Annotated in this window: 8 protein-coding genes; 4 read left to right on the top strand and 4 right to left on the bottom strand. The window is 65.9% G+C overall.

The window, feature by feature from the left end; genetic code table 11:
* Positions 1-42 precede the first annotated feature (42 nt).
* On the bottom strand, positions 43-1,752 hold the full coding sequence (locus ACE3QM_RS00040; RefSeq protein ID WP_374419272.1) for a ShlB/FhaC/HecB family hemolysin secretion/activation protein: 1,710 nt from the start codon (positions 1,750-1,752) through the stop codon (positions 43-45).
* Positions 1,753-2,200: 448 nt separating this feature from the next.
* Here ACE3QM_RS00040 and ACE3QM_RS00035 point away from each other — a divergent pair, with 448 nt between their 5' ends.
* From ACE3QM_RS00035 to ACE3QM_RS00025, 3 genes are all read left to right on the top strand, one after another.
* Entirely contained in the window at positions 2,201-7,879 is a 5,679-nt protein-coding gene (locus ACE3QM_RS00035) for an alpha-2-macroglobulin (protein ID WP_374419271.1), read from the top strand.
* A 178-nt stretch (positions 7,880-8,057) separates the two neighbouring features.
* On the top strand, positions 8,058-10,202 hold the full coding sequence (gene pbpC / locus ACE3QM_RS00030; protein WP_374419269.1) for a penicillin-binding protein 1C: 2,145 nt from the start codon (positions 8,058-8,060) through the stop codon (positions 10,200-10,202).
* Between the two features lie 73 nt (positions 10,203-10,275).
* The gene (locus ACE3QM_RS00025) at positions 10,276-11,313 is read left to right on the top strand and encodes a patatin-like phospholipase family protein (protein WP_374419267.1); all 1,038 of its coding nucleotides are present in this window, start codon (positions 10,276-10,278) and stop codon (positions 11,311-11,313) included.
* Between the two features lie 181 nt (positions 11,314-11,494).
* Here ACE3QM_RS00025 and ACE3QM_RS00020 read toward each other — a convergent pair whose 3' ends face one another.
* The 3 genes from ACE3QM_RS00020 to yedE all read right to left on the bottom strand — a co-directional run bounded on the left by ACE3QM_RS00020 (position 11,495) and on the right by yedE (position 14,612).
* Positions 11,495-13,027 carry a DUF3472 domain-containing protein gene (locus ACE3QM_RS00020; protein WP_374419265.1) on the bottom strand — a complete coding sequence of 511 codons (1,533 nt, stop codon included), beginning with the start codon at positions 13,025-13,027 and terminating at the stop codon, positions 11,495-11,497.
* Positions 13,028-13,164: 137 nt separating this feature from the next.
* Entirely contained in the window at positions 13,165-13,404 is a 240-nt protein-coding gene (gene yedF, locus ACE3QM_RS00015; RefSeq protein WP_019100738.1) for a sulfurtransferase-like selenium metabolism protein YedF, read from the bottom strand.
* Entirely contained in the window at positions 13,401-14,612 is a 1,212-nt protein-coding gene (gene yedE / locus ACE3QM_RS00010; RefSeq protein ID WP_374419262.1) for a selenium metabolism membrane protein YedE/FdhT, read from the bottom strand. Before yedE ends, yedF begins: the two co-directional genes overlap by 4 nt.
* Before the next feature lie 368 nt (positions 14,613-14,980).
* On the opposite strand from yedE, the gene ACE3QM_RS00005 reads away from it, so the two are divergent.
* Positions 14,981-16,181, top strand: a 1,201-nt coding sequence (locus ACE3QM_RS00005; protein WP_374419260.1) for a type VI secretion system Vgr family protein, incomplete at its 3' end; no start/stop codon positions are given.

Here is a 16,181-nt window from a genome sequence, read left to right as displayed (position 1 = left end):
ACCCTCTGTGCGGCGTCTTGCCGCCGGCCCCGAATTCAAAGATCAAAATTGCAGGTTCAGGCTGAAGCCCGAGGCGGCGCCAGTGTGGAAGCCGGCGGGTTTCTGGATCGGCCAGCCGGTGAACATGTCGTAGGACAGGCGCTTGAACAGGCTGCCGCGCATGCCGACGGCGCCGCCGGCCAGTTGCCGGCCTATCAGCTGGCTGCTGGCGGCGCCGCTGACGCGCCCCAGGTCCAGGCCCAGATACAGCTCCTGCCCGCTGGGGCCCATCGCCCAGGACAGTTCGTTGCGCCACAGCCAGCCACGCTCGCTGGACAGGCTCAAGTCGCCGTCGAAGCCGCGCACGGTGTAGCGGCCGCCAATCGAGAAACGGTCCTGCGGCACCAGCGCGCCCTTGCTCCACTGGCCGCGCCATTGGCTGTTGAGCCGCAGTTTCTGCGCGCCGATTTGCAGCGGCTGGGTATAGCTCAGCTCCGCGGATACGATGCTGGGCCGGGAACCGCCGTTGCCCGTTTCCTCTTCCGGCGCGTTCAAGGCGCCCAACATGCCGCTGCCGCGCCGCCAGTTGAGGCCGGCGTCCAAGGTGGCGTCGCCCAGATAAGAACGCTGGCTAAGCCCCAGCTCCCAGCCGGCGGTCTGCCGATGCTGCAGGCGGATTTCCGTGTCTTCGACGAAGTTGCGCGATTTGCGCTGGTAGGCACGCAGGCTCAGCGTGGTCTTGTGCGCCTGGCTGCGATACACCACTCGCGACAGGCTGAGCTGGCTGTTTTCGCTGTCGCCGCGGTACAGGTATTTCTCATTGGCGCCGGCTATGGTCTGGTGATAGCGGTAATCGTTGAGCGTGAGACCCAGCTGCCAGTAGCCCAGGGGCAGCGAGTAATGCAGCGAACGGCTTTTGGAGCCCAGCGGGTCATGCTGGAACAAATCCTTGCCCTGGCTGTAATAGAACAGGTCGTTGACGGTGAGCAAATTGTCCAGCGACAAGGTGGCGCTGCCCTGGTAGCGGCCGGTGGCGTCGCTGCCGCCATCGTCCAGGCTCAAGGACAGGCGGATGGGCAAGGTCTCTTTCCAGGCGATCACCAAGTCGCTTTCGCCATCGGCGCCGGCTGGTTCGATCTGGATGTCGGCGTCCGCCGTCGGCACCCGTTTGAAGTTTTCCAGCGCCTGTTCGATATCGCGCAAGTTGAGCACATCGCCCGGCCGCGCCGGCAGCGCGTTGAACCAGCGCGCGCGCCACGACGCCGGATCGGCGAAGCGGATCGCATGAATGCGGCCGGGGATCAGCGTCAGCGTCAGCACGCCCGGCTTCAGGTCCTGTGGCTTGATCAACACCCGGGTGGTGACATAGCCCTGGGCGATCAAGGCGTTCTGCACCCGCTTCATCGCCAGGTTCACCCCCTGGACGCCCAGGCAGCGGCCGGCGGCGTTGGCCGCCTCCAGCGCCCAATGGAAACGCTCAGCCAGTTCGCCCTCCAGCCTGAGCTCGCGGATGGCGAAGCATGGGGCCTCGCCAACGGGGTAGTCCGCCAGCGCATCGGCCTGGCGCGGCAGGCGCACATCGGGCGCCGCCGGCTGCACTTGCTCTTGCAAGGCCCGCTCGCGCTCCTGCTGCAAGATCAATTGCTGATCGGGAGACGGCGTGGCCGCCGGCAGCGCCGATGCCGGCACGGCAAAACCCAGCGCCAAAAACGCAGCCGCGACCTGGCCGGCCGGCTCACGGCAAACCCAGGCCGATACTTTCAAATGCCCCATACAAAAATAGCGTTTTCTTGAAAATCCGCGATTTTATGACAATGGAGCCCGCTCCCAATCCGTATAACTACGTAGTTGCGAATTGTTAATCTTCACATAAACACACAAAAAAACTGTTGTTTTGATTAGGAATTTTTGCTCTAGACCATTATGCCCATTCAGCCAGCGAGCCCGGTGGGACCTGCCTCGGCCAAGGCTGGAGCGCAAACAAAAACATGGCTGGGATTCCGTTGGCGATGGATTCGCGCTCGGCCAAACCCCTTTCTCTTCGCATGACGTGAATCTGTAATTCACCTAGAAAAATCACATTGGAATGGTAAAAAAACAACAAATCCATGTTCGAATCTTAATACTCTCCCCAAAGTGGCAAACAAAGATTGCGGCCATTCCCCGCGCAATATCCGGTCAGCCGCGTATAATCGCAATGGTATTTTCCGGAGCCTTGTCCATGTCCTTGCCATCCCGTCTCGCGTCCGTCCTGCTCGGCGTCGCCAGCGCCGCCAGCCTGGCCGCCGGCGTCACCACCTTCAGCCCCCAGGGTGAAGTCAAAGAAGTGCAGCAGGTGCGCGCCACTTTCAACAGCAGCATGATTCCGCTGGGCAATAGCGCCGCGCCGGCGCCGTTCGCCTGGAGCTGCGGCCTGAAGGCCAAGGGCCATTGGGTGGACGACAAGAGCTGGGTGCTGGACGTGTCGGAAACCCCGGCCGCCAATACCGATTGCCGCTTCACGCCCAAGCCCGGCCTCAAGGACCTGCAGGGCAAGGCGGTGGGCGCCGGCCTGAGCTTTCGTTTCTATACCGGCGCGCCGGTAGTGGTGGAACGCTGGCCGCGCAACGGCCGCATCGAGGAAGACCAGGCCTTCGTGCTGCAATTCAACGGCGTCGGCGTGCCGGCCTCGTCCTTGTATTGCCAATCCTCCAGCTTGCCGGAACGCATACCGGTCCAGCCCTTGCCGGCCGGCGAGCGCGCGGCGCTGCTCAAGCATCTGAAATTGGAATCGCAAGCCGCCAAGGTGCTGACGCTGCGCTGCGGTCAGCGCCTGGCGCCGGACAGCAAGCTCACCCTGGTGCACCAGCGCGGCGCGGCCACGCCGGACCGGCTCAGCTACCAAGTGCGGCCGCCGTTCAGCGCCAGCATGAGCTGCCTGCGCGAGAACGCCAAAGGCGCTTGCATCCCGTTCAAGCCCATTACCCTCAACTTCAGCTCGCCGGTGCCGGAGAAACTGGCGATGGCGGTGCGCCTGAGCGGCGCCGGCGCCGAACGCGCGCCGCAGCCAGAGGCCCGTAGCAAGGGCGAGCCGGTGGACAGCATCAGCTTCGCGCCGCCGTTCCCGCCCTTGGAAACGTTGACGCTGAAACTGCCCAAGGACTTTGGCGACGAGGTGGGCCGGCCGCTGGTCAACGCCGAGCGCTTCCCACTGGCCATCAAGCTGGCCGACTATCCGCCGCTGGCCAAATTCGCCGCCGCGCCGTTCGGCATCATAGAGTCCGGCGCGGACGCGGCGCTGCCCATCACCCTGCGCGGGGTGGAAGGCGATCTCAACATCAAATCGGTGCAATTGGGCGGCCAGGCGCTGCGGCTGAACAAGGACCAGGACATGATGGCCTGGCTGGCCAAGGTGCTGCGCTATCACGAGAGCTACCTGCCCGCGGGCAAGGACAAGACCATAGAAAGCCGCCGCCTGTCGCTGCTGGCCAAGGAGAAAGCCGCCCAGCCGCTGAAGCTGCCCAGCCAGCCGGACAAGCAGGGCAAATGGCCGTTCGAAGTGGTGGGCATCCCGCTGCCCAAGCCCGGCCTCTACGTGGTGGAAGTGTCGTCGCGGCTGCTGGGCAAATCGTTGCTGGCCAGCAATAAGCCGATGTATGTGCGCACCGCCGCGCTGGTCACCAATATGGCGGTGCACTTCAAGAGCTCCAAGGAAAACGCCGCGGTGTGGGTGACCACGCTGGACAAGGGCAAGCCGGTGCCGGCCGCCCGCGTCAACATCTACGATTGCAAGGGCAATGCGCTGTGGTCCGGCAAGACCGACGCCAAGGGCGTGGCCGCGGTCAAATCCGTGCTGCCGGCCGGCAACTGCGATAACGAAGAACTGTCCGGCCTGTTCATCACCGCCGCCGCCAAGGACGCCAAGGGCAACGACGACGTGTCCTTCGTGCGTTCCAGCTGGAACCGCGGCATAGAATCCTGGCGCTTCCCCTTCCCCACCCAGTGGAGCGACAGCCCCAACATCCTGGCCCACACCATTCTGGACCGCGCCTTGTTCCGCGCCGGCGAAACCGTGTCGATGAAGCATCTGCTGCGCACCCAGGTCAGCCGCGGCCTGGCGCAGCTCAAGCCCGGCCAGTTGCCGCAGCAATTGCGCATCGTCCACGACGGCAGCGGCGACGAAATCAACCTGCCACTGAGCTGGCGCAACGGCCGCTACGCGGAGAGCAGCTACGCGCTGCCCAAGGAAGCCAAGCTGGGCGAATACACCCTCTACCTGGAACGCAAGGGCGCGCGCGGGCCGGACGACAAGGACAAGCCCTCCAGCCCGGAGCTGGACGGCTATTCGCTGCACAGCGGCGGTTTCCGGGTGGAGGAATTCCGCCTGCCCACCATGAGCGGCCGCATCTCCACGGTGAAGAACGCCGGCATCGCGCCCAAGCAGCTGCCGCTCAATGTGTCCCTGTCCTGGGGCAACGGCGGCCCGGCCAAGAGCTGGCCGGTGGAAGTCAGCGCCATGCTGGCCGATGCCTACCAGCGCATCAAGGGTTATGAGGATTACAGCTTCTCCCCGCCGCAGCGCCAGCGCGAGCAGGCCGAGTCCTCGCTCGATGGCAAGGTGCTGCTGGACAAGTCCGCGCTGCAACTGGACGCCAATGGCAACGGTAAGACCACGCTGGACAAGCTGCCCAAGCTGGACCGCCGCTACGATCTGGTCACCGAGGCCGCCTACCGCGACCCCAATGGCGAAGTGCAAACCCTGACCCGCCGCATTCCGCTGTGGCCGGCCGGCCTGCAAGTGGGCATCAGCGTGGACAGCTGGATCACCGCCGGCCGCGCGCTGCAGCTCAAGGCCGTGGTGCTGGACACCGCCGGCAAGCCGCTGGCCGGCAAGAACGTCAAGATCAGCCTGCGCGAACACCGCTACCTGTCCAGCCGCAAGCGGCTGGTGGGCGGTTTCTACGCCTGGGACCACAATGAGGAAACCGACGACAAGGGCAAGGTGTGCAGCGGCGGCACCGACGGCCGCGGCCTGATGTTCTGCGAAATCAATCTCAAGGACGCCGGCGACATGGAGTTGATCGCCGAAGCCAGCGACGACAACGGCAACCTGGCGCAAAGCGCGCAATCGGTGTGGGTCAGCAAGCACGACGAGCTGTGGTTCGACGTGGACAACAACGACCGCATCGACATCCTGCCGGAAAAAATCAGCTACGCCCCCGGCGAAACCGCCCGCTTCCAGGTACGCATGCCCTTCCGCAAAGCCACCGCCTGGCTGGCGATAGAGCGCGAAGGCGTGATCGAAACCCGAGTGGTGGAACTGGAAGGCAAGAACCCAGTGATCGAGCTCAAGATCGAGCCGGGCTGGACCCCTAACGTCTACGTCTCGGTGCTGGCGGTGCGCGGCCGCGTGCGCGAAGTGCCGTGGTACTCCTTCTTCACCTGGGGCTGGAAAACCCCGAGCGAATGGTGGGACGCCTACTGGAACGAAGGCGGCGATTACACCCCGCCCACCAGCATGGTGGACCTGTCGCGGCCGGCCTTCAAATACGGCATCGCCGAAATCCAGGTGGGCGACGCCGCCAAGCGGCTGGACGTGACGGTGAGCCCGGCGCGCAAGAGCTACGGCATACGCGAAACCGCCGACGTGAGCATCCAAGTCAAGCTGCCCGGCGGCAAGCCGGCGCCGGCCGGCACCGAAGTGGCCTTCGCCGCCGTGGACGAGGCGCTGCTGGAACTGCAGCCCAACCGCAGCTGGGAACTGATGCAGGCGATGTACCAGCGCCACAGCTACGGCGTGGAAACCGCCACCGCCCAACTGGAAGTGGTGGGCAAGCGCCATTACGGCCGCAAATCGCTGCCGCCGGGCGGCGGCGGCGGCAAGGCGCCCACTCGCGAACTGCTGGACACCCTGCTGCTGTGGCAGCCGCGCGTGGTGCTGGACGCCAACGGCAGCGCCCACGTCAAAGTGCCCATCAACGACGCGCTGACCCGCTTCCGCCTGGTGGCGGTGGCCGACGCGGGCAATGATTTGTTCGGCACCGGCGAAGCCGGCTTCAACGTCACCCAGGACCTGCAACTGAGCTCCGGCATCCCGCCGCTGGCGCGCGAAGGCGACCAGTTCAGCGCCGGCGTCACCGTGCGCAACGGCGGCGACAAGCCGCTCAAGGTCAAGGTCCAGGCCGGCGCGCCCGGCCTGCCGGCCTTGCCGCCGCAGGAAATCAGCCTGCCGGTGGGCGAAGCGCGGCTGTTGAGCTGGCCGGTGACGGTGCCCAACGACGTCAAGGAGCTGAAATGGAGCTTCAGCGCCCAGCAAGTGGACGGCAAGGCCGCCGACAAGCTGGCGCTGCGCCAGGAAATCGAGCCGGCGGTGCCCATCACCGTGGAGCAGGCCACGCTGCAACGCGTGGCGCCGGAGCTGAGCATCCCCGTCGCCTTGCCGCCGGGCGCCCTGCCCGGCCGCGGCGGTGTCCGCGTCAGCCTGCAGGCCAAGCTGGGCAATGAACTGCCCGGCGTGCGCCGCTGGTTCCAGGACTACCCCTATGTCTGCCTGGAACAGCGCAGCTCGGTGGCGCTGGGCCTGGCCGACGCCAAGCGCTGGGATCAATTGATGAGCGAGCTGCCGCTGTATCTGGACGGCAGCGGCCTCGCCGCCTACTTCCCGCTGGCCGAAGGCGCGCCGGATCGCGGCAGCGACATCCTCAGCGGCTATCTGCTGGCCGCCGCCCACGAAGCCGGCGTCGCCATCCCCGAAGCCCAGCGCGCGCGGCTGCTGGACGGCCTGTCCGCCTTCGTCGAGGGCCGGATCAAGCGCGATCTGCCGCTGGGCCGCCAGGACGCAGACGCCCGCCGCCTGAGCGCGATGGAAGCGCTGGCGCGCTATGGCCGCTTCCGCCCGGCCATGCTGGACGTGCTGGACCTCAACCCGCAGAAGATGAGCACCGCCATGCTGGTGGACTGGCTGGCGCTGCTGAACCGCGCCACCGACATCCCGCAGCGCGCCGCGCGGCTGAGCGAGGCGGAAAACCTGCTGCGCGCGCGTCTCACCTACCAGGGCACGCGCATGGGCTTCAGCACCGAGGCCAGCGACAACACCTGGTGGCTGATGGGCAGCGCCGACGTCAACGCCGCCAAGCTGCTGCTGACGGTGCGCAAGCTGCCGGGCTGGCAGGCGGACATGCCGCGCCTGCTCACCGGCCTGCTGGGGCGCCAGCAAAAAGGCCATTGGGGCACCACCACCTCCAATCTGTGGGGCAGCCTGGCCGTCGCGCAATTCTCGCGTCAGTTCGAAACCACGCCGGTCAGCGGCCAGACCAGCGCCGCGCTGGGCGGCGCCAAGCTGAACCTGGGCTGGCCGCAGGAAGGCGTCAAGGCGCTGGGCCTGCTACCCTGGCCCGCCGGCGGCGGCAGCCTGCAGCTCAAGCACGCCGGCGGCGGCGCGCCGTGGGCCACCATCCAGGCCGAAGCCGCCATCGCGCTCAAGGCGCCGCGCTACGCCGGCTACAGCATCAAGAAAACGCTGAGCCCGGTCAGCCAGAAAACCAGCGGCCAGTACCAGCCCGGCGACGTGGTCAAGGTCACGCTGGAAATCCAGGCGCAAAGCGATATGACCTGGGTAGTGGTCAACGACCCGATCCCGGCCGGCGCCACCATCCTGGGTTCCGGCCTGGGCCGGGATTCCGCGATCAACACCAAGGCCGACAACGACGGCGACCCCGCCGATTACGTGGAGCGCCGCTTCTCCGGCTACCGCGCCTACTACGGCTACGTGCCGCGCGGCGGCCTGAAAGCCAGCTACACCATGCGCCTGAACAACTCCGGCGCCTTCAAGCTGCCGCCGACGCGAGTGGAAGCGCTGTACGCGCCGGACGTGTTCGGCATGTCGCCCAACCCGGTGTTCAAGGTAGTTGATGGAAAATAACAGACGATGGAAAGGGACCTCGAAAAACCTGCTACGCGGTCCAATAGCCGCGTTGCTCCGTGCTCGCTCCCTCGCTGTACGACTTGTACTATCTCGGTCGCTGTGCGCGGTGCGCCTTGCTCTCGAACCGCTCGCGACGGTTTTTCGAGGTCCCCGGAAGTGGCTGGCGGCGCTGGCGTTGAGCGCCGCCGCCGTGCCGGCGCTGGCCCAGCCCAGTTTTCAGCAGGTCAAGGCGGAATGGCGGCCGTCGGATGTGGTGGTGCTGGACCGCAACGGCCAGCCGCTACAGCGGCTGCGAGTGGACAAGCAAGGCCGGCGGCTGGACTGGGTCGGGCTGGCCGATACCTCGCCCGCCTTCCGCCACGCGCTGGTGGTGTCGGAAGACCGGCGTTTCTATCAGCACAGCGGCGTGGACTGGTCCGGCGTGGCCGCCGCGGCCTGGGGCAATCTGTGGAACACCCGCACCCGCGGCGCGTCCACGCTGACCATGCAACTGGCCGGCCTGCTGGATAACGATCTCAAAGTGGGCCGCAATGGCCGCAGCCTGTGGCAGAAAATGGGCCAGGGCTGGTCCGCCGCCTGGCTGGAAACCCACTGGAGCAAGGCGCAGATCCTGGAGGCCTACCTCAATCTGGTCGGCTTCCGCGGCGAGCTGGTGGGCCTGTCCGCCTTGTCCGCCACCTTGTTCGGCAAACTGCCGGCCGGCCTCAATCTGGAAGAATCCGCCATCGCGGTGGCGCTGATCCGCGCGCCCAACGCCGCGCCGGACAAAGTGGCCGTCCGCGCCTGCCGCATTCTGCAGGACATGCGTCGCCAGCCCAATTGCGCGGCGCTGGCGGTGCGCACCCGCCAGGCACTGGCGCAGAGCCGCGCCGCCAATCCGCTGGCGGAGCAGGACGCGCCCCACTTCGCCCAAAAGCTGCTGCAGCGCCAGCCGTTGACGGCCGGCAGCCGCATCGCTTCCACGCTGGACCTGGGTCTGCAGCGCTATGCCGCCTCGGTGCTGCGCCGCCACCTGGCCGCGCTGGCGCAGCGCAATGTGCAGGACGGCGCGCTGGTGGTGTTGGACAACGCCAGCGGCGACATCCTGGCCTGGGTGGGCTCCAGCGGCCGCGGCCTGTCCAACGCCGCCGAAGTGGACGGCGTCACCTCGCTGCGCCAGGCCGGCTCCACCCTCAAACCCTTCCTCTATCAGCTGGCGCTGGAGCGGCGCTACCTGAGCGCCGCCTCCCTGCTGGATGACAGCCCGCTAAGCCTGCAAACCGGCGCCGGCTTGTACGCGCCGCAAAACTACGCCAAGGACTTCAAGGGCCTGGTGTCGGCGCGCACCGCGCTGGCCTCCTCCCTCAATGTGCCGGCGGTGCGCGCCATTGAAATGGTGGGCCCCAACGCGCTGCGCGACCGCCTGTACCGGCTGGGCCTGAGCAGCCTGCAGCAGGACGGCGACTACTACGGCTTCAGCCTGGCGCTGGGCGCCGCCGACATCCGCCTGCTGGAGCTGGCCAACGCCTACCGCACCCTGGCCAATCAAGGCCTGGCCAGCCCGACCCGCTGGACGCTGGCGGACCCCAAGCCCAAGCCGCAGCGGCAGCTGGACGCCGCCAGCAGCTTCATCATCGCCGACATCCTGTCCGACCGCACCGCGCGCGCGCGCACCTTCGGCCTGGAAAGCGCGCTGTCCACCCGTTACTGGAGCGCGGTCAAGACCGGCACCAGCAAGGACATGCGCGACAACTGGGCGGTGGGCTTCTCGCGCCAGCGCACGGTGGCGGTATGGGTGGGCAACGCCGCCGGCGAACCGATGTGGGACGTGTCCGGCATGCACGGCGCGGCGCCGGTGTGGCAGGCGGTGCTGGACCGCGCCCAGCAAGGCGCGCCGGCCTCCCTGCCGCCTTCCCCGCCGCCCGGCGTGGTGAGCCAGACCGTGCGCTATGAAGGGGATGTGGAAGCCAGCCGCCGCGAATGGTTCCTGGCCGGCACCGAGCGCGCGCTGATCGTGCCGGAGCGCGGCAGCGCCGCCAGCCAGACGCCGGGCATCGCCGCCCCCGTGGATGGCAGCGTCTACGCGCTGGACCCGGACATTCCGCCGGCCAATCAGCGCCTGTTATTGCGCGCGCGCGGCGTGGCCCGCCCGCAATGGTGGCTGAACGGCAAGCGCCTGGGCGTAGGCGCCAGCCTGCCCTGGTTCCCCTGGCCTGGCCGCCACGCGCTGGAACTGCGCGACGCCAAGGGCCTGGTGGTGGAGAAAATCCGTTTCGAAGTGCGCGGCGCGGTGGCCACACCTGTCCGAAAGGCCGGCAAACCAAGCGCCCGCGTCAACTAGTAGCCGCAAACGCCGCTCCATGCCGTACACATAAATGGCGAGTCATTCCCATTTCAACGACAAGGAGCGGCATATGAAATATTCATTCGAAAACCTGGCGCTGTCCGGCGGCGGCGTCTGGGGCATCGCCTACCTGGGCATGCTGGAGGAACTGGAGCGGGCCGGCGCGCTGGCGCAAATCCAGCGCGTGGTCGGCGCCTCCGCCGGCGCCATATCCTCCATGCTGATCAGTTTCCGCCTCAGCGCGGCCAAGACCCAGGAACTGTCCGACTCCCTGGACTACAGCAAGATTCCGCAAAAAGTGGCTGATCCGGCCACGCCGCAACTGCAGGCCGCGCACAAGGCCTTCCAAGCCCAGCAGGCCCTGGAGCCTCACGCCAAAAACATCTCGCTCGAAGACTTCATCTGCCTGCTGCGCCTGTTCAACAAGAAAGGCTGGTATTCCAGCGACTACTTCTACCACTGGCTGAAAGGCGTGGTCGCCAGCCAGTTCAAGGACGGACGGCCGGACAAGAAATACACTTTCGCCGACTTCGCCAAGCCGGCGCTGCACAAAAACGACCAGCCCTTCCGCCAGCTCCACGTGATAGGCTGCGACGCCAACGCCCATCAGGCCAGAATATTCTCCGCCGAGCTGACGCCGGACGTGGAAGTGGCCGAGGCGGTGCGCATCTCCATGTCCATCCCCTTCTTCTTCGAAGCGCAGAACTTCAGCTACCCCGGCCAGCCAGCCGGCGTATTCGTCGACGGCGGCACCATCTGGAACTACCCGATCAACTTCTTCGACGACAAGTACCCAGCAAAGCCCAAGCAGGGAGAAGATAAGGAGGAGGAGAAAACCTTCGGCGCCCGTTTCGACGCGCCGCTGGGCAAGCCGTCACCGGACGCCAACCTGATCCAGCACATCCAGAACATCGCCCAGAGCGCCTGGCAAGCGCAAAACCTGAACTATCAGTATTCGCCGCGGGATCAGGCGCGCAGCATCAGCATAAAAACCGGCGACATCAGCGCTACTGAATTTGACATCAGCCCCGGCGACGACAACTATCAGCGGCTATTCCAAGCCGGCGCCACCGCCACCCGCGACTTCCTCAGCCATTGCGAGCGCTAAGAACCTGTTTACGATCGGCTATGCGTCGTGAGACTTGGCCCGGCGAGTACAACTTCGAAATGCTCATGTACCGTGTGCACACTCTGCTTTCTCAGCTGTTTTCGCCTTGTCTCACCTTAGCTCGCAAGATCGGAAACACGTTCTAGGCCGGCGCCCCGCGCCCAAGGCGCGGGGCATGCGCTCACTCCGCCGCCAGCAAGCGCCAGCGCTGATTCGCGCCGCCGTGGCAGCTCCATTGAATCAGTTGCTGGCCGGCCTGGGACGAGGCATTGGCCACGTCCAGGCATTTGCCGGCCTGCGCGCCCACCAGGCTGTACCCGGCCCCGTCCGCCTTCAAGCCGAAGCGCTGATTGGCCTGCCCGCTGCACGGCCACTGAATCAGCTTGCCGCCGTCCTGCTTGGCGCCGCCCTCCACGTCCAGACACTGCCGGGAATGCGCGGCGATCAATTGATAGCCGTCGCCGCTGGCGGTCAGTTGCCACAGCTGGTTTTGCCCGGCGGCGGCCTGCTGAACGACGGCCGCGCCGGCGGACGCGCTATTGTCCTTGACCGTCAGCCACAGCCCGCTGCTCAGGGACTGCAGCCGATAAGACTTGCCCACCTGCGGCCCGACGGCGCTGCTGTCTATCAGCTTGCCGGCACGCGCGTCGCTGCGGTCCAGTACATCGGTCACGGTCAGATTCACTTGCAGCTTGGCCGGCGTCGGCGTTCCCGCCGGTAGCTTCAAGCTGGCCGCGCGGCGCTCGCCGGCGATTTCGCCGCCCTGCGCCAGGATCTTGCCGCTGGCCGCGTCGCTGACGCTGAGCTGGTATTTGAACTGCGGCGCGCCATAGGGGCTGGTTTGCCAGTTCACCGTCACCGCGCGCGCGGCGGCGTCGTAAGCGGCGCTCAGCTGATCGATCTTGGCCGGATCCACCTCCGGCGCCGCCGGACGCCGGGCAGTGGAAATCAACGGCGATTGGAAACCGGCCAGCGGCGCGCCCTGTTGCATCACAAAGCGTCCCTGCGCGGACACCGCGTGTTGCTTGGCCTGGGCCGGCGTCAGTTCCGTGACGGTGGGCGTGGCGCGGTTGATCGCCTGCCAGCCCTGAGCGCCGCGCGCCCAGACATCGTAATACTCGGCGCTGCGGGTCACCTCCTTGGCCTGGCCGCTCCAGTTCTCGATGAAGCTGTTGGCGGATTGGGCGGCGAAGTCGATATTGGCCACCGGGAAATCGAAAGTGGCGTGATGGGTCCAAATCCGCGTGGCCGCGTCCCGCGTCCACATGCCAAAGTAAGTGTGACCATTTTGCTGCCAATTGCGCACCAGGGACGTTACCGGCTGGCCCAGCGTCCACTTGGTCTGCAAATCGAAATACTTCAACCCCTCGCCCTCGCCGCCAAAGCGCTCCACCTTGGCGCCGGGCTTGGCGTACACCGCGCGTATCGGCACGCCATGCACCGACACCGGGTCCCAGATTGAAAAGATATAGGCCGGCGCGCCGTTGTTATGGCTCTGAATGCCGGTATAGCCGCCGGCATCGCGGCCGCCGTTCCAGCCCAGGGTCTCGTAATAAGTGTGCTGATGGGTGTTCAACACCCTCACCGTCATCATCAGGATGTCGGCGGACACATTGGGATAGTTGAGATGGGCGGAACCGGTGCCGGCCAGCGCCGGCGCGATGGGAACACAGACAAGAGCCAAGCGGGCTACGCCGCGGCTGAATGAATACATGGCAACACCTTTATTCAATAAGGGAAACCATGGCCGGCCGCATACGACAACGGCCTGCCGCCACACACTTGATGAGTGAGTGAACGACAGGCCGCCGGGTTCCGCCTCAGCGGCGGAATGGCACTATTTACACCGGCTCAACGCTGGATCAGATAGCGTATCGTTGGGCCGTCCTGCTGGATTTCCAGCACCGTGTAGCCATGGTTCTTGGCGTCCAGCGGGATGTTGTTGATCGACTGCGGGCAATCGGTCACCACCTCCAGGATTTCGCCCGGCTGCAGCTGCGGCATCGCCTCCAGCGTGGCCACCGCCGGATACGGGCAAGGCTCGCCCATCATGTCCAAACGGTAATTGGGAGTGTAACTCTGCTTGCTCATGCCGCCTCCTTGCTGAATCTAGCCGTCCGCGCCTTATTGGCGAAAAAGCGTTTTTCCCACCACATCACCGCCAGCATCGCCAGCGCCAACATCGCGTAAGTGAGCACCAGGCCGCCTTGCGGGCCAAACACCGCCAGCAGATTGACCTTGGCGTAATCGGTAGCCACCGCCGGCGCGATATCGTCCCACCACGCCGCCAGCAAGGTGGCGCCGACGATATTGCCCAGCCCCACCCACCAGTAATGCACCTGGCCCTCCACCGCGCGATACATCCAGCCGGTTTCGCAGCCGCCGGCCAGCACGATGCCGAAGCCGAACAAGACCCCGCCTATCACCGCATTCGGGCCGGCCCACAGAATCTTGGGCGGCACGCCCAGCTGCACATAGCTGTACACGCCAATCACGCTCACCGCCATGCCGGCGATGATGGCCTTGGCCATCTGAGTGCGGCCGGTCAGCCACAGATCGCGGAAGGCCGAGGTGAAGCACACCTGCGCGCGCTCGATGATCAGACCGAAAGCCAGGCCGAACAAGGCCGCCAGCCCCAGCTTGGGCATGGAGAAGGTGCGGGCCAGCGCCCACAGCGTGAAGGCGACGAAAATCAGCATGCCCAGGCGGAAACGACGCCGCGCCTGGTCCTCGCGCTGCTGCAAGGGCTGCGGCGCGCTCACCTTCTGCAGCTTCACCGGAATGCGGAACACCGGCAGCATGGTCACGCGCGCGCCAAACCAGGAACCGGCCGCCGTCGCCAGCGCAAATAGCCAGGCATGCAGGGAAAACTGCGGAATGCCGGTGAAGAAGGCCGCCAGATTGCAGCCCATCGCCAGACGCGCGCCAAAGCCGGCGATCAAACCGCCCAGTACCGCCTGCACGATGCGGACGCGATGATGCGGCATGCGCAGCTTGACGTTATTGGCCCACAAGGCCGCGGACAGGCAGCCGGCGAACATGCCTATGATCATCATGCCGTCCACCCGGTCCAGCGGCGTGCCTTCCAGGTGGATCACCTTGAAATAGCCCCAGGTTTCCGGATGAAAGCCAAACAGCTGCAAGGCGTGACCGCCCCAGCGCGTGAACTCCCCGGTCACCGCCCAGAAAGTGCCGGTAATGCCAAAATAATAAGCGGACAACACCCCGGCGGCGATCACCGCCGGCACCGGCGCCCAGAAGCGCACCAGGTATTGCGTCTTGAAATCCTGCCAAGTCATGGCTCAGACGTCTCCCAATAAAAAAACCTGCCCGCGGGCAGGGTCAAAAACATACGGTTGGCATTGTAGAACAGTGCGTGAACCATGTCAGCGCCAGATTGTCGCACCCACGGCCGTCCGCGGCAAACCCGAAACCGGCCCGCCTTGATCCGGCTCAGCCGGCGCCGGCCTATCCAACTGGTTTCGATTAAAACAAAATCCCTTTGGCATCAAAGCCTTTGTGCCGGCCAGCAAAAACACATAGAATAAGCTCGCTTTTTAACAAAAACTATCAACAGCTGCTGAAACCAGCAGCTGCCAGCGGCGCGAAACCCGCATGCAGCCTGTGTTCGCCCCGATAAAACCATCGCTCAACGAACCTTAAGCCCATGGATCTCAACACCCTGCTCGCCAGCTTCGCCTCCGCCTTCAATCAAGACCAGCGCCTGCTCACCCTCAGCCTGGGCGACGGCAGCGTGGCGGCCGAGCAACTGCTGCCGCTGAGCCTGGCCGGCGAGGAAGGCGTGTCCCGGCCTTACGCCTACCAGTTGGTGTGTTTATCTCCGGACGGCGCGATCGAACTCAAGACCCTGCTCGGCCTGCCGGCTCGCCTCGGCATTCTCGATGCCGTCGGCGCGGAGAGCCTGCGCTGCGGCGTGGTGTCCAAGGTGGAAAGCCTGGGCTCGGACGGCGGCTTCAGCCGCTACCAGCTGACCATCGAACCGCCGTTCGCGCTGCTGCGCCATCGCGTCAGCTCGCGGGTGTTCCAGGACCTGTCGGTGCCGGACATCGTCAAACAGATCCTGGCCGAGCATCAGCAAGCCAACCCGGTGTTCGCGCGGGTGCAGACGCTGGCGTTCAAGACCGGCCCGGCGTCGCCGCGCAGCTACTGCCTGCAATACCGCGAATCCGATTACGACTTCATCGTGCGGCTGCTGCACGAAGAAGGTTATGCCTGGCGTTTCGATCATGTCGATGGCGACACGCCCCAGGTGCAACTGGTCGCCTTCGACGACCCCTACAGCCTGCCGCCGGCCAGCGTGGAACGAGTGCGCTTCCACCGCAGCGACGCCACCGAAGCCGAAGACGGCCTGACCGAGTGGAACGCGCAGCGCCAGATCGTCCCCGCCGCGGTGGCCTTGGCCAGCTTCGATTACCAGCCGGTGCAGACCCAGCACAGCGGCGACGACAGCCGCATCGACCAGGGCCAGAACGGCAAGGCCTTGCAATCGTCCTTGCACGACTACGACCCGCAATCGCTGTACTACGCCGGCGACGCCGATCAGCTCAGCCACTACGCCCAGCTGCGCCAGCAAGCGCATGACCTCAAGGCCAAGCAATTCAGCGGCGGCGGTTCGGTGCGCGGCCTGGCCGCCGGCCAGTGGTTCCGCCTGGACGACCACCCGGCCCACGACGGCGACAGCAGCGAACAGCGCGAGTTCGTGGTCACCCGCCAGAGCCTGAGCGCGCGCAACAACCTGCCGGCCGATCTCAAAGCCTTCCAGGATGGCAAGGAAGCCCAGCCCTTCCGCGCCGACTTCGACGCCCAGCGCCGCGGCGTGCCGCTGACCCCGGCCTACGCCCATACCG

The sequence above is a fragment of the Chromobacterium sp. genome (assembly GCF_041912965.1).
Lineage (GTDB): Bacteria > Pseudomonadota > Gammaproteobacteria > Burkholderiales > Chromobacteriaceae > Chromobacterium > Chromobacterium aquaticum.
The sequence above is the reverse complement of the archived record's forward strand: the minus strand, read 5'-3'. Positions and strand labels throughout refer to the sequence as shown.

Bases quoted from the DNA above. Each gene is read 5' to 3' on its own strand.
- ACE3QM_RS00035 (WP_374419271.1), top strand. From the start codon at position 2,201: ATGTCCTTGCCATCCCGTCTCGCGTCCGTCCTGCTCGGCGTCGCCAGC.
- ACE3QM_RS00025 (WP_374419267.1), top strand. From the start codon at position 10,276: ATGAAATATTCATTCGAAAACCTGGCGCTGTCCGGCGGCGGCGTCTGG.
- yedE (WP_374419262.1), bottom strand. From the start codon at position 14,612: ATGACTTGGCAGGATTTCAAGACGCAATACCTGGTGCGCTTCTGGGCG.
- yedF (WP_019100738.1), bottom strand. From the start codon at position 13,404: ATGAGCAAGCAGAGTTACACTCCCAATTACCGTTTGGACATGATGGGC.
- ACE3QM_RS00020 (WP_374419265.1), bottom strand. From the start codon at position 13,027: ATGTATTCATTCAGCCGCGGCGTAGCCCGCTTGGCTCTTGTCTGTGTT.
- ACE3QM_RS00040 (WP_374419272.1), bottom strand. From the start codon at position 1,752: ATGGGGCATTTGAAAGTATCGGCCTGGGTTTGCCGTGAGCCGGCCGGC.